A 22,560-nucleotide genomic window follows, 5' to 3' on the forward strand; every position below is an offset into this window, starting at 1 on the left:
TGGGGACTGCCGCGAATGGGCTCAGCGCGGAATGCGGCCGTTTGCCAGCAACAAAATGGCCTTTTCCAGCGGCAGGAAGACGAAGAGGCTGTGGTCGACGCCATCCAGGATGTGGCGCCAGTCGCCCGGGCCGGTGTCGGGCACCTCGACCGTGCCGCACAGGCGCGACTCCGGCATCTGGGTTTGCATGTCCCTCGGCGGGAGGCAGACAGCAGGCAGGAAAGCAACCGTTCCCCCCTGCGAATACACGGACAGCTTCATCTCGGCGTCTCTGTCACGAATGGTTGAGCTTTTGCTGGTGAAGAGTTCAACGCGCCGCCGTGGCGGGACCGGCAAGTTTTTCCCGGCCGTTCGTCGGGAAGGTTTCGGATTTCACGCGGCAAGCGACCGGAGGCGTGCTGGGGGACGCGCGCGGTATGCTCGGCAATTCTTCATTGCGCACGAGGCGATCATGCGGTTCAAGGGCATGCGGTCGAAGGGATTCATGGCGGTGCTGGCGTTGGGCATGGCCACGTTGCTGGCCGGTTGCAGCGGCAGCGGGCCGGTGAAGCGCGTGTCCGAGCCGCAGGTCGGCATCCAGCAATTGACGGTCAAGGCCGACGGGAGCTGGTCGGTCGACCTTCGCATCGACAACTTCAGCAGCGTGCCGATGCAGTTCGACAATGTCTCGCTCGCGGTGACGGTCGCCGGCGAATCGGCGGGCACGCTCGCCGGCAACCCTGCGCTCGGCATCGGCCCGGAATCGGCCGACATCGCCACGCTCACGCTCGCGCCCTCCTCCGCTGCGCGCATCGCGGTGGCCGACGCGCTCGCCGGGCGCAAGTCGCTCGACTACAGGCTCGAAGGCACGATCGCCGCGACGCCCGACGGCAGCGGCGTGCGCAACTTCCAGCTCGAGCGCAGCAACACGCTCAACCCCGTGCCCGGCCTGCCGGGCGTGATGCGCTGAGGAGACGACGATGGCCAGCAGTTATCGCGCCCCCGTCGAGGACATGCGGTTCGCCCTGTACGACGTGCTCGGCGCCGAAGCGTTGTTCGGCAAACTCGGATTCGACGAAGCCACGCGCGACGTGCTCGACGCGATCCTCGACGAAGCCGCGCGCTTCACCGAAACCGTGCTCTCGCCGCTCAACGAAGTCGGCGATCGCGTCGGCTGCGAATACGACAAGGCGACCGGCGACGTGCGCACGCCGCCGGGATTCCGCGAGGCGTACCGGAAGTTCGTCGAAGGCGGCTGGAGCGGCCTGGTGTCGCCGCCCGAATTCGGCGGCCAAGGCTTGCCGCACCTCGCGGGCCTGCCGCTGAAGGAAATGATCGACGCGGCGAATTTGGCGTGGGGCAACTTCCCGCTGCTCTCGCACGGCGCGACCGAAGCGTTGCTGCACCACGGCGAGGACTGGCAGCGCGAAGCGTTCCTCAAGCCGATCGTCGAAGGTCGCTGGACCGGCACGATGTGCCTCACCGAATCGCATTGCGGCACCGACCTCGGCTTGCTGAAGACGCGCGCCGAACCGCAGGCCGACGGCTCGTATTCGATCACCGGCACGAAGATCTTCATCACCGCCGGCGAGCACGACTTCACCGACAACATCGTGCACCTGGTGCTCGCGCGCCTGCCCGATGCGCCGGCGGGCGTGAAAGGCATCTCGTTGTTCATCGTGCCGAAGATGCGCGTGGGTCGCGACGGCGCGATGGGCGAACGCAACGCCGTGCGTTGCGGCGCGCTCGAACACAAGATGGGCATCCATGGCTCGGCGACGTGCGTCATCAACTTCGACGGCGCGCAGGGCTGGTTGATCGGCGCGGCCAACAAGGGCCTGTCGGCGATGTTTACGATGATGAACACCGCGCGCCTCGCCGTCGGCCTGCAGGGCCTCGGCTTGTCGGATCGCGCGTACCAGAACGCGTTGCGTTACGCGCGAGATCGCCTGCAGATGCGTTCGCTGTCGGGCGCGAAGTTCCCCGACAGGCCCGCCGATCCGATCATCGTGCACCCCGACGTGCGCCGCATGTTGCTCACGTGCAAGGCGCTGGTCGAAGGCGGGCGTCTGCTCGGTTACCACGGCGCGTCGCTCGTCGATGTCGGCTCGCACGCGACGGACCATGCGGAGCGGAAGCAGGCCGAAGACCTGCTCGGCTTCCTCACGCCGATCGTCAAGGCGTGCCTCACCGAGTGGGGCGTGGAATGCACGTACCACGCGCTGCAATGTTTCGGCGGCCACGGCTACATCGCCGAACACGGCATGGAGCAACTCGCGCGCGATGCGCGCATCACCACGCTGTACGAAGGCACGACGGGGATCCAGGCGCTCGACCTCATGGGGCGCAAGGTGATGCAGCAGCAGGCCGCGGGGCTGCAGGTGTTCCTCGGCATGATCGACGCGTTCTGCACGCAGCATGCCGACGACGCGTCGCTTGCCGAATTCATCGGCCCACTGCGCGAGAAGGCCGCGCAATGGCAGGCGCTCACGATGCAGGTCGGACAGCGCGCGGTGGCGAATGCGGATGAGGTTGGCGCGGCGGCTTACGACTACCTCTTCTATTCGGGCTACGTGGCGCTTGCCTACTGGTGGGCGCGGAGCGTCGCGGCGGCCGATGCGTCGTCGCGTTCGGCCGAGTTCAAGACGGCCAAGCGGGAGACCGCGCGTTTCTACTTCGCGCGCGTGTTGCCGCGCACCAATACGCATGCGCAGGCCATGGCCGCCGGCGCGGAAACCTTGATGGCCATGCCGGACTCGGCATTCGATAGCTGAGCGGGTATCCATTCCGTCATTGAAGGGGTATAAGCTCGGTTCTCGATGGAGACCGATAGAGCGCCCCTTCGCCTCGTCGTTCCGCCTTCGGCGGATAGCGACGTCGTCGCCCGCATTCACGCGGTGCGCCTGCTCTCGCTGGACGCGCATGGCCGCGTCCTCGACTGGATGAGCTGGCAGGACGCCGCGTGCCTCTATGCGCGCGGCGCGGTCGCCTGGACCCTGGGCGATCCCTGCATCACCGTGCACGGCGGCATCTGCCGCGCGACCGGAAAGCAGAGCCTGCTCGACCTGCATCCGATCGTCGCCGCGAAGGGCCATGCGCGCCCGCATGCGCTCGACCCGACGCCTGCGCTGACCAACGCCGCACTGTTCGCGCGCGACCAGCACCTGTGCCTGTATTGCGGCCACGAATTCCCGCGCCCGCACCTCACGCGCGACCACGTCATGCCCCTGTCGAAGGGTGGCCGCGACCAGTGGGAGAACGTCGTGTCGGCATGCTTCCACTGCAACTCGCGCAAGGGCGGCCGCACGCCGCAGCAAGCCGGCATGCCGTTGCTCGCCGTGCCCTATCGCCCGAGCTGGATCGAGCACCTGATCCTGTCGAACCGCCACATCCTGGCCGACCAGATGGCGTTCCTGAAATCGCACCTGCCGAAGAAGCACGCCGATCCGGTGCGTTCGCGCGCCATGGCCTGAAGCGGCACGCTACACTCCGGGCAACATCAGTCCCGGATCCGCGACACATGGCTTTGACGCTCGGCACCACCGGCATGGATTCCGCCACGGAGGCGGAGCTGCACAAGGCATTCCAGCAAGCGAATGCGAGCCATGGGGGTCGCTGGCAGCTCGTTCCCGAAGGCGATGCCGACTACGTCGTCGTCGACATGGACAGCATGTACGGTCCCATGAGCTGGCTGCGCCTGCACGCCGCGGGCAAGCAGGTCATCGGCCTGACGTCGGCGGCGCGCACGCAGACCGACTTCCGCCTCGAACGTCCGATCAGCGCCGCCGCGGTGTCGTTGCTGCTCAACCAGATCACGGGCGGCTCGATCGCGCCGGCCGCCGCGGCGCCTGCGCAGTCGGTGCCCTCGGGCATGAGCCCGTCGCCGGAACCGGAAGACCAATTGCCGGAAGAAATGCCGGCCAAGCCGCGCGAAGACCTGCGCGCGCCGACGCCGACCGCACCGCGCCTCCCCGAATCCGTCGCCGCCGGCTCGCTCGCGCCGACGACGATCGAACCCGCCGCGCCCGCGCCCGTCGTCGCGCCCCCGCCCCCGCCTGCCCCGCCGCGTGAAAAGCGCCTCGGCGATTGGCTCGGCGCCAACGAACTGCGCGGCAAGGTGCGCTACCAGCAAGGCGCCGGCCCGGTGCTGCTGATCGACGCCGACGCGCGCCAGTACCACGGCCCCGCCGCGCTCAAGCCGCTCGCCGGGTATTTCGACGGCGCGGTGGAGCGCGAGTCGTTCGGTTCGATCGACGACGCGACCTTCGCGCGCGAAGCCACGTCGCTCGGCGCACCGCAGCCCCTGTCGCGCCTGCAGTGGTACGGCGGCCTGCTCGCCGGCCAGGGCAAGCTGCTGCCGGGCTTCGATCCGTCGGCGAAGTACCGCCTCTCGAAGTGGCCGCAGACCGAACGCGAATTCCCGAAGCACTTCCGCATCGCCACCGCGATGATGAAGGGCCCGGCGACGCTGGAAGAAGTGACGGGCGCGAGCGGCGTGCCGCACGAAGACGTCATCGACTTCGTGAACGCCAACCTCGCCACGGGCTTCGCCGAAGTCGTGTCCGAGCAGCCCCCTGAACCCACGGACACCCAGAAGGGCGGCCTGTTCGGGCGTTTGCGCGGCAAGTAAGCCCCTCGCGGGGCGCGACGGCTTACAATCGCCGCCTTGTCGTCGCTACCCCCCACGATGATCGATTCCACGCGCTACCCGCGCCTGTCCCGGATCGCCGATCCGGCCGACCTGCGCCGCTTCGGCGAAGAAGAACTCCCGGCGATCGCCGACGAACTGCGTGCCTACCTGATCGAATCGGTGGGCCGCAGCGGCGGCCACTTCGGCGCCGGCCTCGGCGTGATCGAACTGACCGTCGCCCTGCACTGGCTGTACGAGACGCCCGACGACCGCCTGGTGTGGGACGTCGGCCACCAGTGCTACCCGCACAAGATCCTCACCGGTCGTCGCGACGCGATCCACACGGTGAAGCAGAAGGACGGCGTCGCGCCGTTCCCGAAGCGCGAGGAAAGCGAGTACGACACCTTCGGCGTCGGCCATTCCTCGACGTCGATCTCCGCCGCGCTCGGCATGGCGATCGCGAACCAGCGCGCGGGCAACAACCGCCGCGTGGTCGCGATCATCGGCGACGGTGCGATGACCGCGGGCATGGCGTTCGAAGCGTTGAACCACGCCGGCGGCATGGACCCCGAGCCGAACCTGCTCGTGATCCTCAACGACAACCGGATGTCGATCTCCGAGAACGTCGGCGGCCTGACCAAGATGCTCGGTCGCATGACCGGTTCGAAGACGCTCAACGCGATCCGCGAAGGCGGCAAGAAACTCCTCGGCGACAAGAACAACCCGACCGCGCGCTTCGTGAAGCGCTGGGAAGAACACTGGAAGGGCATGTTCGTGCCGTCCACGCTGTTCGAAGAGATGGGCTTCCACTACACCGGCCCCATCGACGGCCACGACGTCGAAGCGCTCGTCGCGACGATGAAGACGCTCAAGACCCTCAAGGGTCCGCAGCTGCTCCACATCATCACGACCAAGGGCAAGGGCTACGAACTCGCCGAAGGCGACCAGATCGGCTACCACGCGGTCGGTCCGTTCGATCCGGCGCAGGGCCTGGTCAGCAAGCCCGGCGGCGGTGCGAAGAAGCCGACCTACACCGATGTCTTCGGCGAATGGCTGTGCGACATGGCGGCCGCCGACGACAAGCTGCTCGGCATCACGCCGGCGATGCGCGAAGGCTCGGGCCTCGTGCGTTTCTCGAAGGAATACCCGGAACGCTACTTCGATGTCGCGATCGCCGAGCAGCACGCGGTGACGCTCGCGGCGGGCATGGCGTGCGAAGGCGCGAAGCCCGTCGTCGCGATCTACTCGACGTTCCTGCAGCGCGGCTACGACCAGCTCGTGCACGACGTCGCGATCCAGGACCTCGACGTGCTGTTCGCGATCGATCGCGGCGGCGTCGTCGGTCCCGATGGCGCGACGCACGCGGGCAACCTCGACCTGAGCTACCTGCGTTGCGTGCCCAACATGGTGGTGATGGCGCCGGCCGACGAAAACGAGTGCCGGATGATGCTCACCACGGGCTTCCAGCATGTCGGACCCGCGGCGGTGCGTTATCCGCGCGGCACCGGCCCCGGCGTCGCCGTGCAATCGACGCTCGACACCTTGCCGATCGGCAAGGCCGACGTGCGCCGCAAGGGCGCGCGCCTGGCGCTGCTCGCGTTCGGCGCCGTCGTGCCGGCCGCCGACCAGGTCGGCGAAGAACTCGGCCTCACCGTGGTCAACATGCGCTTCGTGAAGCCGCTGGATCGCACGTTGCTGCTCGAGCTCGCGAAGACGCACGAAGGCTTCGTCACGATCGAAGACAACGTCGTCGCCGGCGGCGCCGGCTCCGGCGTGGCCGAACTGCTCGCGGCCGAAGGCATCGCCCTGCCCCTGCTGCACCTCGGCCTGCCCGACGCCTTCCAGCACCACGCCAGCCGCGAACAGCTGCTCGCCGAAGCGGGCCTGGACGCAGCGGGCATCAAGGCGGCCGTGCTGGCCCGCTGGAACCTCGCGAAGTCCCGTTCGGCCGGCGTCGCCTGACCGCTTTCACCCGATCGTTGCATTTGTAGCGGGACAGTGCGGGCCTCCCCCGGCCCTGGTCCCGCCGCATGCCCTCCAATCGCCCGCACCGCCGGATCGCGCTGGCACGCGCGGTGGCCGCTGCCCTCATCGCCGCTCCGGTCTGCTGGCTCGTCGCCGGCACGCTCACCGACGCGACCGGCACGCAGGGCGCCACGCCGACCAGCAACTTCCTCAACGACCCCGACCGCCTGGTCTTCATCACGGCCCATTGGCGCGACCGCGCCGAGCTCGTGCGCATCGCCTCGCACTTCCAGCATGTGCAGATCGACGAGAAGGCGCACACGGCGAAGGTGGAAGCCAACTACGACGACCTGCGGGCGTTGCGTCGCGCGGGCGTGCGCTTCGAGATCGATGACGAAGCGACCGCGAAGATGCGCGACGTGGAAGCCGAACTCGCGATGGCCACCGAGACGAAGCTCCACTACAAGGGCCTGCGCACGGCCGAGTCGATCCCCAACTACGCGTGCTATCGCACGGTCGAAGAAACCTACGCGACGATGAACCGCCTCGCCGCGCAGAGGCCGAGCATGGCGAGCGTGATCGACATCGGCCCGAGCTGGACCTGGACGAAGACCGCCGGCGCGCAGGGCTATCGCATGCGCGTGCTGCGCGTGAACAACACGGCGACCGACGCGAAGTTCCTGAACAAGCAGAACATGGTCGTGCTCGCCGCGATCCACGCGCGCGAGTACACGACCGCCGAACTGGTGACGCGCTTCTCGGAGTGGCTGCTCGACCGCTACGGCGTGGACCAGGAAGCGACGTGGCTCGTCGACAACTTCCGTTTCCACTTCATCCTGCAGGCCAATCCGGATGGGCGGAAGAAGGCCGAGTCGGGCATTTCGTGGCGCAAGAATACGAACACCGACAACGGCGCGTGCAGCGCGAACAACTACGGCGTCGACCTCAACCGCAACTGGTCGTGGCGCTGGGGCCAGGTGCCCGACGGCTCGAGCTCCAATCCGTGCGCGGTGAACTATCGCGGCACGCGCACGGCATCGGAACCCGAAACCACCGCGGCGATGCGTTACATCGTCGGCACGCGCGGCAGCGACGGCGTGTACCGCGGCGGCGTGCTGCCCGACCAGCGCACCGACAACGGCGCGGCGCCGACGGGCTATCCGGGGATCTTCCTCGACATCCACAGTTTCTCGCGACTGGTGTTGTGGCCGTGGTCGTCGACGAGCGCCGTCTCGCCGAACGCCGGCGCGTTGCAAACGCTCGGCCGCCGCCTCGCGTATTTCAACAACTACCAGCCGAAGCAGTGGATCGGCCTGTATCCGGCCGACGGCACCAACACCGACACCGTCTACGGCCTCACCGGCGCGCCGAGTTACACGATCGAGCTCGGCCAGGCGTTCTTCGAAAGCTGCTCGACGTTCGAGTCCACCACGTATCCGCAGAACCTCGCTGCGTTGAAGTACGCCGCGCGCACCCTCGGTGCGCCCTACTGGTATCCGCGCGGACCCGACACGACGGGGATCTCGCGTTCCGCCGCGAGCGTGAAGCGCGGAACGTACTTCACCGTGTCGGCGTGGGTGGACGACACGCGCTTCAACCAGAGCCAGGGCGCCGAACCCGTACAGAACATCACCGAGGCGCGCCTGTATCTCGATTCGCGGCCGTGGGTGGCGGGCAACACGTCGTTCGTGATGCGGCCGGGCGACGGCGCGTTCAACAGCCCGCGCGAGCACGTGTACCTGAGCATCCCGACCGGGAACCTCGCGCTCGGCACGCACTACGCCTTCGTGCGCGGGCTCGATGCGTCGGGCGCGGGCGGCACGCCGCAGGCGGTGTACTTCACGGTCACGCAGTGACGCGCTGACGCGTCGCGCGGCATCACGCAGCGCGGTAGTTGTCCTGCATCTGGTAACGCCGCGCGTACCACGCGAAGCCGAGCGCCGCGACGAAGGCGAACGCGGCGAAGAAGAACATCAGGAACGCGTTCTCGCTCAACCCCGTCGTGGCGATGTGCGCGGTCACCGTGTCGTTGCGCACGCCGGCGTTGGTCAGCAGCACCCACAGGCTGCCGAACGTGCTGGTGAGATACCAGAACGCCATGATCACGCCCTTCATCGCCTGCGGCGCCTGGCTGTAGGCGAACTCGAGCGCGGTCGCGGATACCAATACTTCGCCGAACGTCAGCAGCAGGTACGGCGCGGACTGCCACGCCAGCGACACCTGCGCGCCGCCGTCGATCCACAACTGCAGCATGCCGGCGACGATCCATGCGATGCCGGAGAACACGATCCCCATGCCCATACGGCGCAGCGCGGTGGGCTCCAGGCCCATGTTGCGCAGCGCCGGATACAGCACGAGGTTGTTGAACGGGATGATCAGCATGATCAGCGCGGGGTTGAGCGCCTGCATCTGCCCCGCTTCCTTCACCAGGAAACTCGGCCACCACCACTGGTCGTGCGGGATGACCATCTCGCGACCCTGGATCACCCACGTCGACGCCTTCTGGTCGAACAGCGACCAGAACGGCGTGGTCAGCGCGAATACGATCAGGATGCGCAGCACCGTGCGCACGCCGTCGACGTTCTCGTCGGGATGCAGGCCGCGCGCGCGTTCGAGTTGCATCGACGTGCCGAAGCCGCCGCACGCGATCAACACACCGAGCGCAAGGCACGCCGTGATCACGAACCCGAAATCCTTCGGCCACCACGACGGTCCGATCGCCCACGCCATCAGCATGAAGATCGCGAGCGCACCGCCGAAGGCCGCGACCCAGTAGCCGGGACGGCCCGCGCCGTTGGTCGAGGTGAGCGCGGACTTCGCCACATGCAGGAACGAATGCGGATCGTGCGTCGCCGGCGGCACGCGCACGTACTGCTTCCGGCCGAGCCAGAAGATGAAGGTCGCGATGAACATCAGCACGCCCGGGATGCCGAACGCCACCGCCGCGCCGTACTCGCGCAGGAACAACGGCATCAGCAACGACGCGAAGAACGAACCGAAGTTGATCGAGAAGTAGAAGTAGTCGAAGACGATCTTCGCCAGCGACTTGTTCGCCTGGGTGAACTGATCGCCGCAGAACGAAACCACCAACGGCTTGATGCCGCCGGACCCGAGCGCGATCAGGAACAGGCCGGTGAAGAAGCCGTTGCGGTTGTCCTCGAACAACGCCAGGCACGCATGGCCCGCGCAGTAGATCAGCGAGAACCACAACACGGTGTTGTACTTGCCGAAGAACCGATCGCTCAGCCACCCGCCGAGCAGCGGGAAGAAGTACACGCCGATGACGAAGCTGTGGAAGATGTCCTTCGCGGCGCCTTCCCGGTCGGCCAGCGGCACGTAGGCCAGGATGACGCTCGAGATCAGGAACTGCACCAGGATGTTGCGCATCCCGTAGAACGAGAAACGCTCGCAAGCTTCGTTGCCGATGATGTAGGGGATTTGCCGCGGGAGGCGCTGCGGCGCGGCGATGGCTTCAGCAGGAGTCGAGGTCATGGTGCGGGTGGCCTGGCGTCAGCCCGCACTGTAGCCGACCGCGGCGACGGATGCGCCACGACCCCGGGCGGCCCCGTCCCCTCCGGGGCCGCGATGCGCACCTGAACGGGATGACGCTCCCGCGCGATGCGTTACTGCAAGGGTTTCCAGGTGATCTTGCCGTTGCCTGTGCGCGAGACCAGGATCTTCGGCACCTGCTTCGTGCAAGCTTCTGCCGCGGCCTCCATCAACTTGTCGCGCAGGCCATTGGCTTGCGCGGGGTCGCTGACGGCGAGCACTTGCTCGACATCCTTGAGGCTCGGTTGGGCAGGATCGACACACGAGATCGTCATCGTCCGTTGCGACTCCTCGGCCTTCACTTCGATGGCAGTCAGCGCTTCCTGCGCCAGCGCACTCCCGCTGGCGAACACAACGAGGGAAAGCGCGACAACTTGGGCAATGCGCATTGCGCGTCTCCTTTCCTGTTCGGCGGACGACGGCCTGTCGTCCTCTGTCCGAATCGTGACGATGCGCGTGCCATGCCTGTGAATACAAATGACGAAAGCTGGTGAACCGATGTACACCGACGAGCGGCGGGTTAGCCCGTTTTACTTATGACCAATGGCAGGGTCGTTGCGGCCGGTGTGGATGAACTCGAGCGTCGGCTTCGTCCATTCCTCGCGCGGCAGGTAGAACGCGCCATGCGAGCGGCCGGTGTCGATCACGAGCTCATCGAATGACGCCGGCTTTTCGGCTTGCTCCGCGAACGTGCGGCACGACTCCGTCACCAGCGTGTCGCTCGCTTCGCGGATCGACAGCACGCGACCAGCGAGGCGAAGCGGCGATTGCTTCGCATCCCAGCACGCGGCGAGCAGCACGAAGCGCACGTCCCTGCGACGCAGGAAACTCGACACGCGCGCGGCGATGCCGCCGCCTTTCGAGAAGCCGACGACCACGATGTGGTTCTCCGGAACACCCAGCTCGATCAGGTGCTCGATCTGGCCGACGACAGCGCCCGCGTACGCCGCCATGTCGGTGTCCTTCGGACGTTGCGCCGAGATCACGACGGCGCCGCGCGACGCCAGCGTCTCGAGCACCGCTGGATAGTCGTAGAGACCGAAGCGCGCATCGGTGGGACGCGGGCCCTTCTCTTCGATGATCTTGCCGTGGAGGTAGAAGACGTAGGTCTTCGCGGGGTCGGGTTTGTCGGGTGGCGCGGTGATGATTTCGGCGGCGTGGGACGTTGACGCGAACAACGTCAATGCGAGCAGAAGTGCCTTGAGCATCGTGATCCCCGGCGGCAACGAAAAACCCCGGACCCTTCACTCACTTGCCGCGTGTGAGGAGAGGAGCTTGCCGGGGTATGCGCAACGGATGCTAAGCCAGGAAACATCGATTCGCCAACTGCCCTATCGAACGGCCGGGGCAGTTCCACGCCCCGCCGCTTGCACTACGTTGACACGCGAACCTCTATTGCTGTGCACGAGTCCATCGGAGACACGCAAGGCGCCATGATGTCGACCACCCGCTACCTCTTCAGTCCCGAAGAACAGAAGCTCGCGGATGCCTATGGCTATATCCGCGAACTGCAGGTTGCGGTCATGCGCCTGGCGCAGCGCGAAGAGATCGATTCGATGCTCATCGGCCTGCTGGTCGGCCACGCCAACGTCGACGGGCAGATGCTCCAGCAGTGGCGCAGCATGGTCGCCGACTATTACCCCGACCAGGCGGTGCGCAACCTGGGCCTGGGCGACGGCGACGTCACCGAGTTGTCGGAGGATCTCAACCGTCGCTTGTCGTTCTGGGAAGGCGTGCTGCAGCGGCAGTGCCGCGACAACGAAGACGAGTGATCGCCTGGCTCGTCAGTGCGCGCGTGGTTCCGACAGGCGCCGCGCCGTCGCCACGTTCAGCGATGCCTTGGCGCGCATCACGAACGACTCGCGCATGACTGTGTCGATGTCCGGATGCGCTTGCAGCTGCTTGCGCGCGACCGCGATGAGTTCGCCCGCTTGCCTGCGCAATGCACGGCTTTCTTCGATGGCCGAGTGGAGGCGATCTGCGGGGCCGGATTCGCTGCGCATCCTCGGACGCTAGCACTCGCTTCGTGCGCGAGGAAGGGCTGCGATCTGAATGATTCAGAGGTGTCGTCGCGTTCGCTCGACGTGCGTGCGCCTATGTTCGTTGCATCGAGCGAACGGAGCATTCCCATGCCGGAGAAACGCACGATCGAACGCGCCAAGAAAGACAAGCGCAAGGGCAAGTCCGCCAGCACGCAGGCCGGCGAGTTCGTGCACGAGGAGATCGAGCACATTCGCGAAGGCAAGCATGGTGCGCGATCCGCGAAGCAAGCGATCGCGATCGGGTTGTCGAAGGCGCGACGCGCGGGCGTCGACCTGCCGCCGCCGGAGAAAGGCAAGGCGTCGGCGGAAACACGACGCAAGGCGAAGAAGGACGTCGAAGCCGGCGCGAAGAAGAGCACCGCACGCAAATCGACCAAGCGCGCAACGGCCACGAAGAAGGCGCTCAAGAAGGAGCCGCGCGCCGCGGCATCGAAGACTGCGCTCTCGCGCCAGGCGACGAAGGCCGCGAAGAAGCGCACCGCCGCCGATCGCTCCGCCGCCGCGAAGAAGGCGGCGCGCACGAAAGGCCCGGCCGAGCGCTCGGCAGCCGCGAGGAAAGCAGCGCATACGCGCGAGGTCCACGCGCACGCCCACTGAGCGTTGACGTAAGCTTCGGCGGTCGGCGGCGGAGAGCGATGGCGTGAAGCTACTGGTGCTCGGATCGACGGGCCTCGTGGGCCGGCATGTGCTGGCGCAAGCGCTTGCGCATCCGCACGTCGACAAAGTGATCGCACCGGTGCGGCGTCCAATCGAAGCGCAACCGAAGTTGTTCGCCCCCGTCGTCGATTTCGACGCCCTGCCCGCCGACGCGCCTTGGTGGCAAGCCGATGCCGTGATCTGCGCACTCGGCACGACCATGCGCATCGCAGGCTCCGAGGACGCGTTCCGCCGCGTCGACCACGATTACCCGCTCGCCGCCGCGCAACTCGCGCATGCGCATGGCACGCCAACGTACGTGTTGAACTCGTCGACCAACGCCGATCGCAACGCGCGCGTGTTCTATCTTCGCGTCAAGGGCGAGACCGAACACGACATCGCGCAGGTCGGCTTCCGCTCGCTGACCCTCGTGCGGCCCGGATTGATCGAAGGCGACCGCGATGAATTCCGCGCGGGCGAACGCATCGGCATTGCCGTCCTGCGCGCGTTCGGCGGCGTGGTGCCGAAGCGCTGGCGCACGAACCCTGCCGACCGCATCGCAGCAACGATGCTGGACGCCGCACTGGACCCGCAGGCGGGCGTGCACGTGATCGGGTCGGAGCGCATGACGCGCTGATCCGCGCTCCGCGTTTCCCCTTCCGCGTTCACATCGTCCAATCGACGCTGCACGTCACCTGGCCCAGCGCCCAACCGGACTCCTTGTTCGTCGCGTCGACACTGAACGATACCGACGCATGTTCGTCGGACATGAGTTCGAATGCCACGTCGTCATCGTCGGCGGTGCCGTACATATCCGTGACGTAGAAAGTCGACGTCTCGATGTCGCCCCCGATGCCCCGCGCATCCAGGCACAACGGCGCCAGCGGTCGCGACGGTCGCAGCAGCGCATCGATGATGCGATACGACGCGGAGGCCTTCGAAAGCGCAGGCTTGGTGGCGCGAATTCCGTTCCTTCCCGCCACGCCCGACCGACTGCAGTTCGACGCATCGACACCGGGGAACAGCGTGATCTCATCCGGCTCCGGCGCACTCTCGTCCGCATCCTTCCCTGGCTTGACGAAGCTCGTGCGCGAGTTCGCCCAGCAGATGTCGTCGGTGAAGCGAGGCTCGCTCGCGACAATGAGCAACACCACGCCCGACGGAAACGTGGTGCGACGTTGCACGAACTCACCTTCGTTCGCGCGATCGCTTGCGGACGCGCATGCACCGAGTTGCATGGCGACAAGCGCCACGAACGCCATCCTGATCATCGATCTGCCCCGGACGATGGTCCCGAGACCAAAGTATGCAGCCTGCGCCGGACCTACGGTTTCTCCCCAGCCTCCACCGGGGCAACCGCCGTCTCCGCCGCACCCCGATCCACCCATTGCATGAAGATCCGGTACCCCACCGCCAGCAAAACGGCGCCGAGGAACAACCCCGTCATCCCGCCGGTCACCATCCCACCGATCGCGCCGATCAGGATCACGAGCATCGGCGCATCGACGCCGCGCCCGAGCAGCAGCGGCTTGAGCACGTTGTCGGCCAGGCCCGCGATGACGAACCACGCGGTGAACAACACCTTCGCCAGCGTCGAGCCACCGTCCTCCGACATCCACAACCACGCGACCGCCGGCAGCGACACCAGCAACGCGGGCAACTGCAGGATGCCGACGAACAACGCGATCAACGCGAGCACACCCGCGCCGGGCACCCCCGCGAGCAGGAAGCCGATGCCGAGCATCACCGCCTGGATGAAGGCGACGCCGACGACGCCGGTGGCCACCGATCGCATGGTCGCGATCGACAGCGTCAGCAACTTCGGCCCTTGCTCCGCGTCGGTGAGCCGCACGACGATGCGCCGCGCGATGCGTTCCTCCGCCTTGGCGTGGACCATCAGCACGCCCGCCACGATGATCGCGAGCAGGAAGACCGCGACGCCCTTCATCCCGTTGCCGGCCATCGACAGCGTCTTCTTCGCGAACCCACGGATGACCTCGCGGTTCTGCTGCAGGAACGTCGGGAGGTTCGACGACGCGCCACTCCACGCGGCATGCACGCGCTCACCGACGATCGGCCACTCGCGCACGCGCGGATCGGGCGCCGGCAACGCCAGCGTGTCGTCTTCCGCGCGGTGGTACACCTCGCTCAGCTGATTGGTGACGCCGATGCCGAGCACGACGATCGGCGCGCCGATCAGCGTCAGCGCGAGCAGCACGAGCACCGTCGCCGTGAGCCGACGGCGACCGCCGAACCAACGTAGCACCACCAGGTAGAGCGGATACAGCGCAACCGCCAGGATCATCGCGATGACCAGCAGGTGCGAGAACGGCGTGAATACCCGCACGCAGACGATGACGAGCAGGACGATCAGGGCGACGCGGATCAGGGTCTCCGCGAGGTCGGTGGTCAGGCGCTGGCGGAGGGCCTTGGGTTGCATGGGCCGGATGATCGCGCCGGGGCGGGTGCGGCTGAATTGGCTCTTGGGCCAAGGTGAAACAATCACGACAGGGGGGCGCTACACTCGATCCCGTACGAGGAAAGGGGGTGGGCCGCATGCGGCAAGATCCTGATCACGCCGACTACATGACCAAGTGGGCCAAGGCCTACGAGGGCAAGAACTACGACGAAGGCCTGGCCGGGTTCTTCCTGTCCCGCAGCCACGCGTGGTGCGAGCAGCGCTTCTCCGAGAAAGACCACTTCGGCCGGGTGCTGGAAGTCGGCGCGGGCACCGGCGTGCACCTGCGCTATGTGCGGCACACGTTCGACGAGTACGTGATGACCGACCTCAACCCGCCGATGCTCGAGCAGGCCGCCAAGCTTGCCGCCGGCCGGGTCACCGTCGAAGCGCAGGACGCGACGCAACTGACGTACGGCGACGACAGCTTCGATCGCGTCATCGCCGCGCACATCCTCGAACACCTGCCGGAACCGCACAAAGTCATCCGCGAATGGATGCGCGTCCTCAAACCCGGCGGAACGCTATCGATCGTCCTGCCGTGCGACCCGGGCTTCGCGTGGCGCTTCGGCCGCATGCTCGGACCGCGGAAGACCTTCACCCGCGTCGGCATCGACTACGACTACTGGATGGCGCGCGAGCACATCAACTCCATCAACAACCTGGTGTCGTTCCTGCGCTTCTACTTCCACGACCTCGACGAACAGTGGTTGCCATTGCGCATTCCGTCGATGGACGCCAACCTCTTCTACATCGTGCACGTCACCAAATGAATACAGCGCTCATCCTGGTCAGCGTCGCGATGATTTGTGCCGGGCAGCTGTTGTTCAAGCTGGTCGGGCAGAAACTGGCCGCGGGTGCGCCTGCGTTGTCGATGCAGGTGCTCGCGATGATGACGCTGGCGATGGGGATCTACGGCACTGCGACGCTGCTGTGGGTGTATGTGCTGAAGAGCGTGCCGCTGACGAAGGCGTATCCGTTCATGGCGTTGAGCTTTGTCGCGGTGCCTGCGTTGAGTGTGCTGTTCCTGTCGGAACGCGTGACGCCGCAATACGTGATCGGGGCGGCGTTGATTGTTTGCGGGGTGATTCTCGCGGTGAGGGCTTAAAAGCGACCGTTACGCCACCAGCCGCAGCCGAACGCGCACTTGGTGGATACATCGCGCATTGGGCAGCGTCATTTCGAAGTACCGGGCAACGCGCACTTCCGACAAGACGATTCGCGCCACGAATTCGGCGTGCGCTGATATCGCGAAATTGATGTCGTCATCGAGCCTTTCGACTTCTTCGTCGAATGGCGCGATGACCCGATGCATGTACGTGGCACGAGTTGGATCCTGTTGGCGGCGCTTGCCGCATCACCTTCCAGCGTGGAAGCAGTCCAGTCCGATCAGATCTGCTGGGTGGATCACAACGGCTACTTTCGATGCGATCCCATCCCGATCACGGGCACGCGGGAGGTCAGCTTCGATAGCGTGCACGGGGACTTCCTCGCCCGCGAGCGCCCCGTTTGGGAGCGCACCAACAATGGGCTGCTCGTCGATCGCTACGGTGGTCCGATGCGCGATTTGTTCGGGCAGATCCGCCTCATCGAATCCGACTGCATCGACAGCGCCGCGCCGAATCAGTTCGGCAATCCGGTCGAGCCCGCCACCGGCGCCAAGCGCGAGGTAGAGATCGACTTCGCGCTGCAAGGCGAGATGGCGCTCTACGTGAAGCGCACCTACGCCTCCTTCGGCCAGATGGGCACCATGCTCGGCGGTCGCTGGCGAACCAACTTCGAGATGTCCCTGCTCGTCGGGACCGGCACCATCACCGCGTATCGCAACGATGGATCGCGCATCGACTTCACGCATCAGACCGCAACCAACGACTGGCGCGACAAGAACGGCGGCGTCGCACGCATCGTGGCCAGCGGGAGCGGCTACACGCTGTACGCGCCAGACAACCTCGTCGAGACGTACGACACGACCGGCCGCGTGCTGACGCAGAAGAACCGACGCGGCGTCGGCCTCACGTTCCACTACGCGCAACTTGCGCACTTGGCGCCGTCGACCAAGCCGATGCTCGACCGCGTGGTGCATACCTCCGGGCGGAGCGTGCAATTCCAGTGGGCAAAGTTCGGCAGCGAAGCTCGCGTGGTCCAGGTGACCGACCCGGTGGGCTCTGCCTACAAGTACGGGTACGACTCCCAGGGCCGACTGGCATCCACGTAGCTGCCCGGCACGCCGACGACCACGATCACCTACCACTACGGCACGATGCTCGGCGACGACCGCCTGCGCGGAAAGAGCATCGGCGGTGTCCGCTTCTCGACGTTCACCTACGACCACAAGGACCGCGCCGCCTCTACCGAACACGCCAACGGCGCCGATCGCCACACCTTCGCCTACACCGACGAAGCCAACGGCATCCACACCGTTTTGCACACCAACCCGCTCGGCAAGAAGGCCACCTACCGCTACCAGAACCACCGCATGGTCAGCGCGACCGGCCAGGCGTCGGCCAACTGCGCAGCGTCGTATCGCGAGTTCAACTACGACGCGAAGGGCCGCGAGCACATCGTCTCCGACTTCGAAGGCCACCTGACCGAGTTCGCGTACGACGCCCATGGTCGTCGCACCATGCGCCGGGAGGCGGCGGGCACGGCGCTCGCGCGCACGACCACGTGGGCGTGGAATGCGCAGAACCAGCTCGCTTCCATCACGTTGCAGGGCCAGTCGCGCCGCAACTTCACCTATCGCAGCGATGGCCTGCTGTCGTCGGAGACGGTCACCAACCTCACGGCGACCGGCGTCAACGGACAGGCGCACAGCACCACCTACGCATACACCTTCCATCCGAACACGCTGGTCGCGACGATCGTCATCGACGGCCCCATGCCGGGCGCGGGCGATGCGGTCACGCAGACCTTCGATGCGGTGGGCAACCTGCTTTCCGTGCGCAACGCGCTCGGGCACGGGCCCACGTATGCGTTGCACAACGTGTTCGGCCAGGCGGGCCGGGAGACCAATGCCAACGGCGGCGTGCTGGAACGCAGCTTCGATGCGCGCGGCCGACCGCTGGTCGAAGCCCGGATCGTCGGCACAGTCCGGCATTCGACGCAATGGGCGTACAACGCGGGCGGCAAACTTGCATCGGTGACGACGCCGGACGGCGTGGCGCGCGCTACACCTACGACGCCGTGCAACGCCTCGTCGAAGTCTCCCGCAAGCTCACGCCTTCGGTCGCGCCGATGGCCTGCCATCTGTGCGAAGAGGACCCGGAGTACAACCCCACGCCTCCGCCGACGGACCCGGCCGACGTCGTCCGCCTGTCCTACAACGCGAACAGCCAGGTGATCCTCGAACAGGTCGGCCGCATGGATGCCGCAGGCTTCGCCGTCGCCCGCAGCACGGCCACCGACTACGACGAGCTCGGCCGCGTGCGCCGCGTGCGCGGCAACAACGGCCAGTCGGTCACGACCACGTACGACGACGTCGGCAACCCCGTGACGATCACCGACGCGCTGGGGCGCAGGACCACGCAGGTGTTCGACGCACTCGGTCGCATGATCGAAACCGTCGATCCCCTCGGCGCGAAGACGCGCATCGCCTACGACGCCGCCGATCGCATCATCTCCGTCACCGACGCACGCAACGTCGTGACCTCGTACAAGTACGACGGCTTCGGCCAGCTATGGCAGCAGGACAGCAAGGACAGCGGCCGCACCACGTTCGCGTACACCCCACATGGCACGCGTTCGTCGATGACCCGCAACGACGGCAGCGTACTGGCCTACGCCTACGATGCCTCCGGCCGCCTCCTGCGCGCGGGTACGCCCCAGACCGCGCGCATCTACACGTACGACACGTGCACCGGCGGCAAGGGCCTGGTGTGTTCGCACGAAGTGGTGGACGCCGGCGCAACCGCGCACCGCGCCAGGCTCGCGTACGACGCCTTCGGCGCGCTCACGGTCAAGCAGGAAATGGGGCCCGGCTTCGTCGACGAGACGAAGTTCACCGTCGATGGCATGGGCCGCACGACGCATGTCACCTACCCCAGCGGCGCGAAGGTCCGCTATACGTGGGCCGACGGCGCGATCAGCGCGATGCACGTGAACATGGGCGCCGGCGAAGTCCCCGTCGTCACCGGCATCGCGTATCGCCCGTTCGGGCCTGCCAGTCAGTGGACGCACGGCAACGGCCTGGTTCGCCGGCACACGTTCGACGCAGATGGTCGCCTGACGGATATCGACGTCGACCATAGCGGCGTTGCGCGCCAGTCGCTGTCGTACCAATTCAATGTCGGCGACCACATCACGCGTATCGCCAACGGGATCGACGCCGCTGGGACGCACAACCTTGGGTACGACAATGCGGGGAGGCTGACTTCCGCGGGGACCGATGGATTCGCCTACGACGCGATCGGCAATCGCACGCTGCGGACTGCGTCTGGCGGATCGGTGACGACTTCGGCGATCGCTGCGGACAGCAATCGCTTGCTCTCGACGTCAGGCGCGGCGGTCGCGTCGTTTACCCACAACGCGAACGGCAACATTGTCGCGTGGACCCGCAATGGGCAGGCGCATGCGGTCGTGTATGACGCGTTCAATCGACTCGACGAACACACGACGGGCGGTGCGAAGACGACGTATCGCTTCGATGCGCTCGATCAGCGCGTTGGCGCATCGAATGCAGCGCAGGGGAATCGGCGGTTCATCCGCGAGGGGCATCGGTTGATGGCGGAGTTCGTGCCTGCCACCGGATGGACGGACTATCTGTGGCTCGGGAACACGCTGGTGGGACTCGTGCGTGGTGGGAAGTTGCATGCGGTGCATACCGACCATCTCGGGCGGCCGGAGGTCGTGACGAACAGTGCGCGTGCGACGGTGTGGCGGGCGCGGAATGGGGCGTTTGGGCGGGATGCGGTTGTTGTCGATAGCTTGGGCGGATTGAATATCGGGCTTCCGGGCCAGTACTTCGACGTGGAGTCGGGGGTTTGGCATAACGGGAGGCGGGACTACATTCCGGAGCTGGGGCGGTACTTGCAGACCGACCCAATTGGCCTGGGAGGCGGAATCAATACGTACTCCTACGTCGGAGGAAACCCCGTCGGATACGTCGACCCTTGGGGCCTGGACAAGCTCTCGGTGGACTTCTTCCCTGTAGGAGCTGGCGGAGCGATCGATATCTACTTTAGCTACAGCGCGGCGCAGGGCTTCCAGTTCAACGGGCTAGGCCTTAGAGCTGGCATCGGCGAGGGCGCGGGAGTCTCGTATGACCCCAACGGTGAACGACCCGACAAGGCGGTAGCGGATGATTGCGGTCCAGTGAACGTCAGCTTTGGCTTGTATGCCTCGGCTGCCGTTGGGATCCCGGCAATCAGTATCTCGGGCGGGGCAAGCGTCGGAATTCGTACGAACACCACGAGTGGCTACGAAGCCTCCAAGCCTCTTGGACGCGCCTACGGTGGGCTCGACGTGCCCGGGATTAAGCTTGGCTTGGATGGTCGACAGACCTTCGGCGCATCCGCCAGCGCTGGTGTGGAGGTGATCTTCTAATGCCCTTCTCCCAGTTTCGAAGCCGCGACTTCTGGAAGCGAATTGGTCTTGTCGCTGGCGTTCTTGTCTTGGCGCAAATCGCCTTTCACGCCTATCTCCTTCATAGCGGCCCTTACGAAGCGGCTATCTCTGACTACATAAGAGCCCATCCGTCCGAGGCCCATTCGACCTATGCACTTTGCTCTCTATGCCCAAAGCGAATCAGCTACGGCGCAGGAACGTGGATCTACCGCTTTTCGCTTGACGTGGATTCGATGGGCAAACGCAAACGATATGTCGCGACAGTCAAAGTGACTTCGGGTGAACCACCTTACGAGGTTGAACTGGTGCCAAAAGAGCAGTGATCGGGAGGTACTACCTGGTCGACTGGCGCCAACAGAAAGCCTCACATCTGTTTGACGCCTTGCCAACGCTTACACCCTCTCAGCCCAAAGCCCCAGTTGCTCGAGCACACGCATCGCAGCGCCTATCAACGCACCGACAAGACCCATCCCTACGCAATCCGCGCCGAACTGGATGATGCGCTGGCGAAAATAAGGTGGACGGTCTTTCTTCATTGAGCGCGCACGTTTGAAGGGGCGCGCGAATTTCGCAGTTGACGTTACGTAGCACCAGCTCCACGAGGACCGAGCAGACACGTCCGCGTTGCGCGTAGTCCGCCGCCCTCAAATGCAGTTCTTCGTAGTACAAAAAGAATGCCCCCCATGAGCGGGGCATTCGGACTTCGTCGCGATGATCGAGCGGCTACAGCGCCTTCCCGATCACCCCATCGCGCAGGCTCAACGCCGGGACGCTTTGAACGTATCCGGTCGGCGTCGGATTCATCGTGCCGATGCTTGGACCTTGCTTGCTTTCCCAGGGAGCCCAGCGCGGCTTCGTGCGCCATTCGGCCTGCCAGGTACCGCGAAGCTCCGCTGCTACCTTCGTGTCTTCCCACATGAAATGAAGAACAAGAATGGCGGTGACGGGTTCGCTGGGCGCAACGGAACTCCCTGCGGGTGGCTCGTAGACCAGCTTCCACTTCTTGACGGCGCGAATGGCGTTTTGCTCCAGCTTCTGGCAGGTCACGGCGTTGTCCCTACCCTTCGCAGTCGCCTGGACGATGCATTGACGGGCGAAGGCGTTGAGCACTTTTCCATCAGGTGCGATCTGGACCGCCAGCGGCATGACAGCGACGACCGGCACTTTGGGATGTTCAATCCTCGGCTTCATGTCGACGATCACCCAGCGTCCCGCGTCCTGGGGCATGTCCACCCCCTGGAAGACCACGTCTTCCAATCGAACGGCATATCCCGCCGTCGTGGGCTGCGCGGCCAATGTCACCGTCATATCGCTCCTGACGCGCGCTGGCATGCCATCGCGCACCGGCGGCTCGAAGGGAAATTGCTCGACCACGCGGGTCACCACCTCGCGAATGTCGTCCGGCAACTCCGTCTTGAAAGAGTGCGACAGCACCTTGCCCTGTGGATCGACCTCGATGTTTCCATCGAGGCGGAGCGTAAGCACGGCCGCGCCATCGAACCGCGACTTCTCATCGGCGCTCGACGCAAGTGGAAGCAGTGAAGCGAGGACGCAGGTCCCGATCGCCAGTGGAAGTCGCATCGTTGGTCTCCTTGAGTGTCGAGGACACATCGTGGAGACGCACAAGCCCTGCAGGTGCTGGAAGTCGAAGCGCTCCGCGCCAGAAGCTTCTCGGCTGGTCGCCTCCTCCGTACCTCCAGCTCAAATGCTCTGGCAATCTAGGTGCAGCAATCACACAC

The 22,560-nt window shown here is 65.8% G+C and carries 24 protein-coding genes; 15 read left to right on the forward strand and 9 right to left on the reverse strand.

What is annotated here, in order from left to right:
- Positions 1–21: 21 nt before the first annotated feature.
- Positions 22–261: a hypothetical protein gene (locus LK996_RS12075; RefSeq protein ID WP_230527621.1), complete on the reverse strand. Its 240-nt coding sequence runs from the start codon at positions 259–261 to the stop codon at positions 22–24.
- Positions 262–451: 190 nt separating this feature from the next.
- Here LK996_RS12075 and LK996_RS12080 point away from each other — a divergent pair, with 190 nt between their 5' ends.
- From LK996_RS12080 to LK996_RS12105, 6 genes are all read left to right on the forward strand, one after another.
- A complete protein-coding gene (locus LK996_RS12080; RefSeq protein ID WP_425493771.1) occupies positions 452–949 on the forward strand; it encodes an LEA type 2 family protein in 498 nt (165 codons plus the stop codon).
- 10 nt (positions 950–959) lie between these two features.
- The gene (locus LK996_RS12085) at positions 960–2,753 is read left to right on the forward strand and encodes an acyl-CoA dehydrogenase C-terminal domain-containing protein (protein WP_230527622.1); all 1,794 of its coding nucleotides are present in this window, start codon (positions 960–962) and stop codon (positions 2,751–2,753) included.
- Positions 2,754–2,798: 45 nt separating this feature from the next.
- Positions 2,799–3,452 carry an HNH endonuclease gene (locus LK996_RS12090; RefSeq protein WP_230527623.1) on the forward strand — a complete coding sequence of 218 codons (654 nt, stop codon included), beginning with the start codon at positions 2,799–2,801 and terminating at the stop codon, positions 3,450–3,452.
- Between the two features lie 47 nt (positions 3,453–3,499).
- Complete coding sequence (locus LK996_RS12095; RefSeq protein WP_230527624.1) at positions 3,500–4,609, forward strand: hypothetical protein; 1,110 nt, start codon at positions 3,500–3,502, stop codon at positions 4,607–4,609.
- A gap of 57 nt (positions 4,610–4,666) precedes the next feature.
- Positions 4,667–6,571, forward strand: a complete 1,905-nt coding sequence (gene dxs / locus LK996_RS12100; RefSeq protein WP_230527625.1) for a 1-deoxy-D-xylulose-5-phosphate synthase — start codon at positions 4,667–4,669, stop codon at positions 6,569–6,571.
- Positions 6,572–6,639: 68 nt separating this feature from the next.
- The gene (locus tag LK996_RS12105) at positions 6,640–8,430 is read left to right on the forward strand and encodes a M14 family zinc carboxypeptidase (RefSeq protein WP_230527626.1); all 1,791 of its coding nucleotides are present in this window, start codon (positions 6,640–6,642) and stop codon (positions 8,428–8,430) included.
- Between the two features lie 22 nt (positions 8,431–8,452).
- Here the strand turns inward: LK996_RS12105 and LK996_RS12110 are convergent, their stop codons facing one another.
- The 3 genes from LK996_RS12110 to LK996_RS12120 form a co-directional block, all read right to left on the reverse strand.
- Positions 8,453–10,066, reverse strand: coding sequence for a POT-type proton-dependent oligopeptide transporter (locus LK996_RS12110; RefSeq protein WP_230527627.1), 1,614 nt, complete (start codon positions 10,064–10,066; stop codon positions 8,453–8,455).
- Positions 10,067–10,197: 131 nt separating this feature from the next.
- Complete coding sequence (locus tag LK996_RS12115; RefSeq protein WP_230527628.1) at positions 10,198–10,512, reverse strand: hypothetical protein; 315 nt, start codon at positions 10,510–10,512, stop codon at positions 10,198–10,200.
- A 141-nt stretch (positions 10,513–10,653) separates the two neighbouring features.
- On the reverse strand, positions 10,654–11,331 hold the full coding sequence (locus LK996_RS12120) for an alpha/beta hydrolase family protein (protein WP_230527629.1): 678 nt from the start codon (positions 11,329–11,331) through the stop codon (positions 10,654–10,656).
- A 225-nt stretch (positions 11,332–11,556) separates the two neighbouring features.
- Here LK996_RS12120 and LK996_RS12125 point away from each other — a divergent pair, with 225 nt between their 5' ends.
- Entirely contained in the window at positions 11,557–11,895 is a 339-nt protein-coding gene (locus LK996_RS12125) for a hypothetical protein (protein WP_230527630.1), read from the forward strand.
- 12 nt (positions 11,896–11,907) lie between these two features.
- On the opposite strand, the gene LK996_RS12130 is transcribed toward LK996_RS12125, so the two are convergent.
- The gene (locus tag LK996_RS12130; protein WP_230527631.1) at positions 11,908–12,126 is read right to left on the reverse strand and encodes a hypothetical protein; all 219 of its coding nucleotides are present in this window, start codon (positions 12,124–12,126) and stop codon (positions 11,908–11,910) included.
- Positions 12,127–12,252: 126 nt separating this feature from the next.
- On the opposite strand from LK996_RS12130, the gene LK996_RS12135 reads away from it, so the two are divergent.
- Both LK996_RS12135 and LK996_RS12140 read left to right on the forward strand, forming a co-directional pair.
- A complete protein-coding gene (locus tag LK996_RS12135; protein ID WP_230527632.1) occupies positions 12,253–12,762 on the forward strand; it encodes a DUF6496 domain-containing protein in 510 nt (169 codons plus the stop codon).
- Between the two features lie 43 nt (positions 12,763–12,805).
- Positions 12,806–13,438: an NAD(P)H-binding protein gene (locus LK996_RS12140; RefSeq protein ID WP_230527633.1), complete on the forward strand. Its 633-nt coding sequence runs from the start codon at positions 12,806–12,808 to the stop codon at positions 13,436–13,438.
- Between the two features lie 28 nt (positions 13,439–13,466).
- On the opposite strand, the gene LK996_RS12145 is transcribed toward LK996_RS12140, so the two are convergent.
- Together LK996_RS12145 and LK996_RS12150 are read right to left on the reverse strand one after the other, a co-directional pair.
- Positions 13,467–14,054: a hypothetical protein gene (locus LK996_RS12145; RefSeq protein ID WP_230527634.1), complete on the reverse strand. Its 588-nt coding sequence runs from the start codon at positions 14,052–14,054 to the stop codon at positions 13,467–13,469.
- Positions 14,055–14,125: 71 nt separating this feature from the next.
- On the reverse strand, positions 14,126–15,241 hold the full coding sequence (locus LK996_RS12150) for an AI-2E family transporter (protein WP_230527635.1): 1,116 nt from the start codon (positions 15,239–15,241) through the stop codon (positions 14,126–14,128).
- A 116-nt stretch (positions 15,242–15,357) separates the two neighbouring features.
- Between LK996_RS12150 and LK996_RS12155 the strand changes: the two genes are divergently transcribed.
- Together LK996_RS12155 and LK996_RS12160 are read left to right on the forward strand one after the other, a co-directional pair.
- Complete coding sequence (locus LK996_RS12155; protein WP_230527636.1) at positions 15,358–16,032, forward strand: class I SAM-dependent methyltransferase; 675 nt, start codon at positions 15,358–15,360, stop codon at positions 16,030–16,032.
- Positions 16,029–16,367, forward strand: coding sequence for an EamA family transporter (locus LK996_RS12160; protein WP_230527637.1), 339 nt, complete (start codon positions 16,029–16,031; stop codon positions 16,365–16,367). Before LK996_RS12155 ends, LK996_RS12160 begins: the two co-directional genes overlap by 4 nt.
- Before the next feature lie 9 nt (positions 16,368–16,376).
- Here the strand turns inward: LK996_RS12160 and LK996_RS12165 are convergent, their stop codons facing one another.
- On the reverse strand, positions 16,377–16,574 hold the full coding sequence (locus LK996_RS12165; protein WP_230527638.1) for a hypothetical protein: 198 nt from the start codon (positions 16,572–16,574) through the stop codon (positions 16,377–16,379).
- Between the two features lie 243 nt (positions 16,575–16,817).
- On the opposite strand from LK996_RS12165, the gene LK996_RS12170 reads away from it, so the two are divergent.
- The 4 genes from LK996_RS12170 to LK996_RS12185 are packed head-to-tail and all read left to right on the forward strand — an operon-like array spanning position 16,818 to position 21,144.
- Complete coding sequence (locus LK996_RS12170) at positions 16,818–17,474, forward strand: RHS repeat domain-containing protein (protein ID WP_230527639.1); 657 nt, start codon at positions 16,818–16,820, stop codon at positions 17,472–17,474.
- Positions 17,475–17,519: 45 nt separating this feature from the next.
- The gene (locus tag LK996_RS12175) at positions 17,520–18,599 is read left to right on the forward strand and encodes an RHS repeat domain-containing protein (protein WP_230527640.1); all 1,080 of its coding nucleotides are present in this window, start codon (positions 17,520–17,522) and stop codon (positions 18,597–18,599) included.
- 20 nt (positions 18,600–18,619) lie between these two features.
- A complete protein-coding gene (locus tag LK996_RS16790) occupies positions 18,620–20,800 on the forward strand; it encodes an RHS repeat-associated core domain-containing protein (RefSeq protein WP_230527973.1) in 2,181 nt (726 codons plus the stop codon).
- Positions 20,800–21,144: a hypothetical protein gene (locus LK996_RS12185; protein WP_230527641.1), complete on the forward strand. Its 345-nt coding sequence runs from the start codon at positions 20,800–20,802 to the stop codon at positions 21,142–21,144. Before LK996_RS16790 ends, LK996_RS12185 begins: the two co-directional genes overlap by 1 nt.
- 400 nt (positions 21,145–21,544) lie before the next feature.
- Here LK996_RS12185 and LK996_RS12190 read toward each other — a convergent pair whose 3' ends face one another.
- Positions 21,545–22,402 carry a hypothetical protein gene (locus LK996_RS12190; RefSeq protein ID WP_230527642.1) on the reverse strand — a complete coding sequence of 286 codons (858 nt, stop codon included), beginning with the start codon at positions 22,400–22,402 and terminating at the stop codon, positions 21,545–21,547.
- Positions 22,403–22,560: the final 158 nt, after the last annotated feature.

Origin of the sequence: Noviluteimonas lactosilytica (genome assembly GCF_020866925.1) — a bacterium.
Lineage (GTDB): Bacteria > Pseudomonadota > Gammaproteobacteria > Xanthomonadales > Xanthomonadaceae > Noviluteimonas > Noviluteimonas lactosilytica.

Coding starts and splice junctions, on each gene's coding strand:
- LK996_RS12075 (WP_230527621.1), bottom strand. CDS start 261: ATGAAGCTGTCCGTGTATTCGCAGGGGGGAACGGTTGCTTTCCTGCCT.
- LK996_RS12080 (WP_425493771.1), top strand. CDS start 452: ATGCGGTTCAAGGGCATGCGGTCGAAGGGATTCATGGCGGTGCTGGCG.
- LK996_RS12085 (WP_230527622.1), top strand. CDS start 960: ATGGCCAGCAGTTATCGCGCCCCCGTCGAGGACATGCGGTTCGCCCTG.
- LK996_RS12090 (WP_230527623.1), top strand. CDS start 2,799: ATGGAGACCGATAGAGCGCCCCTTCGCCTCGTCGTTCCGCCTTCGGCG.
- LK996_RS12095 (WP_230527624.1), top strand. CDS start 3,500: ATGGCTTTGACGCTCGGCACCACCGGCATGGATTCCGCCACGGAGGCG.
- dxs (WP_230527625.1), top strand. CDS start 4,667: ATGATCGATTCCACGCGCTACCCGCGCCTGTCCCGGATCGCCGATCCG.
- LK996_RS12105 (WP_230527626.1), top strand. CDS start 6,640: ATGCCCTCCAATCGCCCGCACCGCCGGATCGCGCTGGCACGCGCGGTG.
- LK996_RS12110 (WP_230527627.1), bottom strand. CDS start 10,066: ATGACCTCGACTCCTGCTGAAGCCATCGCCGCGCCGCAGCGCCTCCCG.
- LK996_RS12115 (WP_230527628.1), bottom strand. CDS start 10,512: ATGCGCATTGCCCAAGTTGTCGCGCTTTCCCTCGTTGTGTTCGCCAGC.
- LK996_RS12120 (WP_230527629.1), bottom strand. CDS start 11,331: ATGCTCAAGGCACTTCTGCTCGCATTGACGTTGTTCGCGTCAACGTCC.
- LK996_RS12125 (WP_230527630.1), top strand. CDS start 11,557: ATGATGTCGACCACCCGCTACCTCTTCAGTCCCGAAGAACAGAAGCTC.
- LK996_RS12130 (WP_230527631.1), bottom strand. CDS start 12,126: ATGCGCAGCGAATCCGGCCCCGCAGATCGCCTCCACTCGGCCATCGAA.
- LK996_RS12135 (WP_230527632.1), top strand. CDS start 12,253: ATGCCGGAGAAACGCACGATCGAACGCGCCAAGAAAGACAAGCGCAAG.
- LK996_RS12150 (WP_230527635.1), bottom strand. CDS start 15,241: ATGCAACCCAAGGCCCTCCGCCAGCGCCTGACCACCGACCTCGCGGAG.
- LK996_RS12155 (WP_230527636.1), top strand. CDS start 15,358: ATGCGGCAAGATCCTGATCACGCCGACTACATGACCAAGTGGGCCAAG.
- LK996_RS12160 (WP_230527637.1), top strand. CDS start 16,029: ATGAATACAGCGCTCATCCTGGTCAGCGTCGCGATGATTTGTGCCGGG.
- LK996_RS12165 (WP_230527638.1), bottom strand. CDS start 16,574: ATGCATCGGGTCATCGCGCCATTCGACGAAGAAGTCGAAAGGCTCGAT.
- LK996_RS12170 (WP_230527639.1), top strand. CDS start 16,818: ATGCGCGATTTGTTCGGGCAGATCCGCCTCATCGAATCCGACTGCATC.
- LK996_RS12175 (WP_230527640.1), top strand. CDS start 17,520: ATGCTCGGCGACGACCGCCTGCGCGGAAAGAGCATCGGCGGTGTCCGC.
- LK996_RS16790 (WP_230527973.1), top strand. CDS start 18,620: ATGGATGCCGCAGGCTTCGCCGTCGCCCGCAGCACGGCCACCGACTAC.
- LK996_RS12185 (WP_230527641.1), top strand. CDS start 20,800: ATGCCCTTCTCCCAGTTTCGAAGCCGCGACTTCTGGAAGCGAATTGGT.
- LK996_RS12190 (WP_230527642.1), bottom strand. CDS start 22,402: ATGCGACTTCCACTGGCGATCGGGACCTGCGTCCTCGCTTCACTGCTT.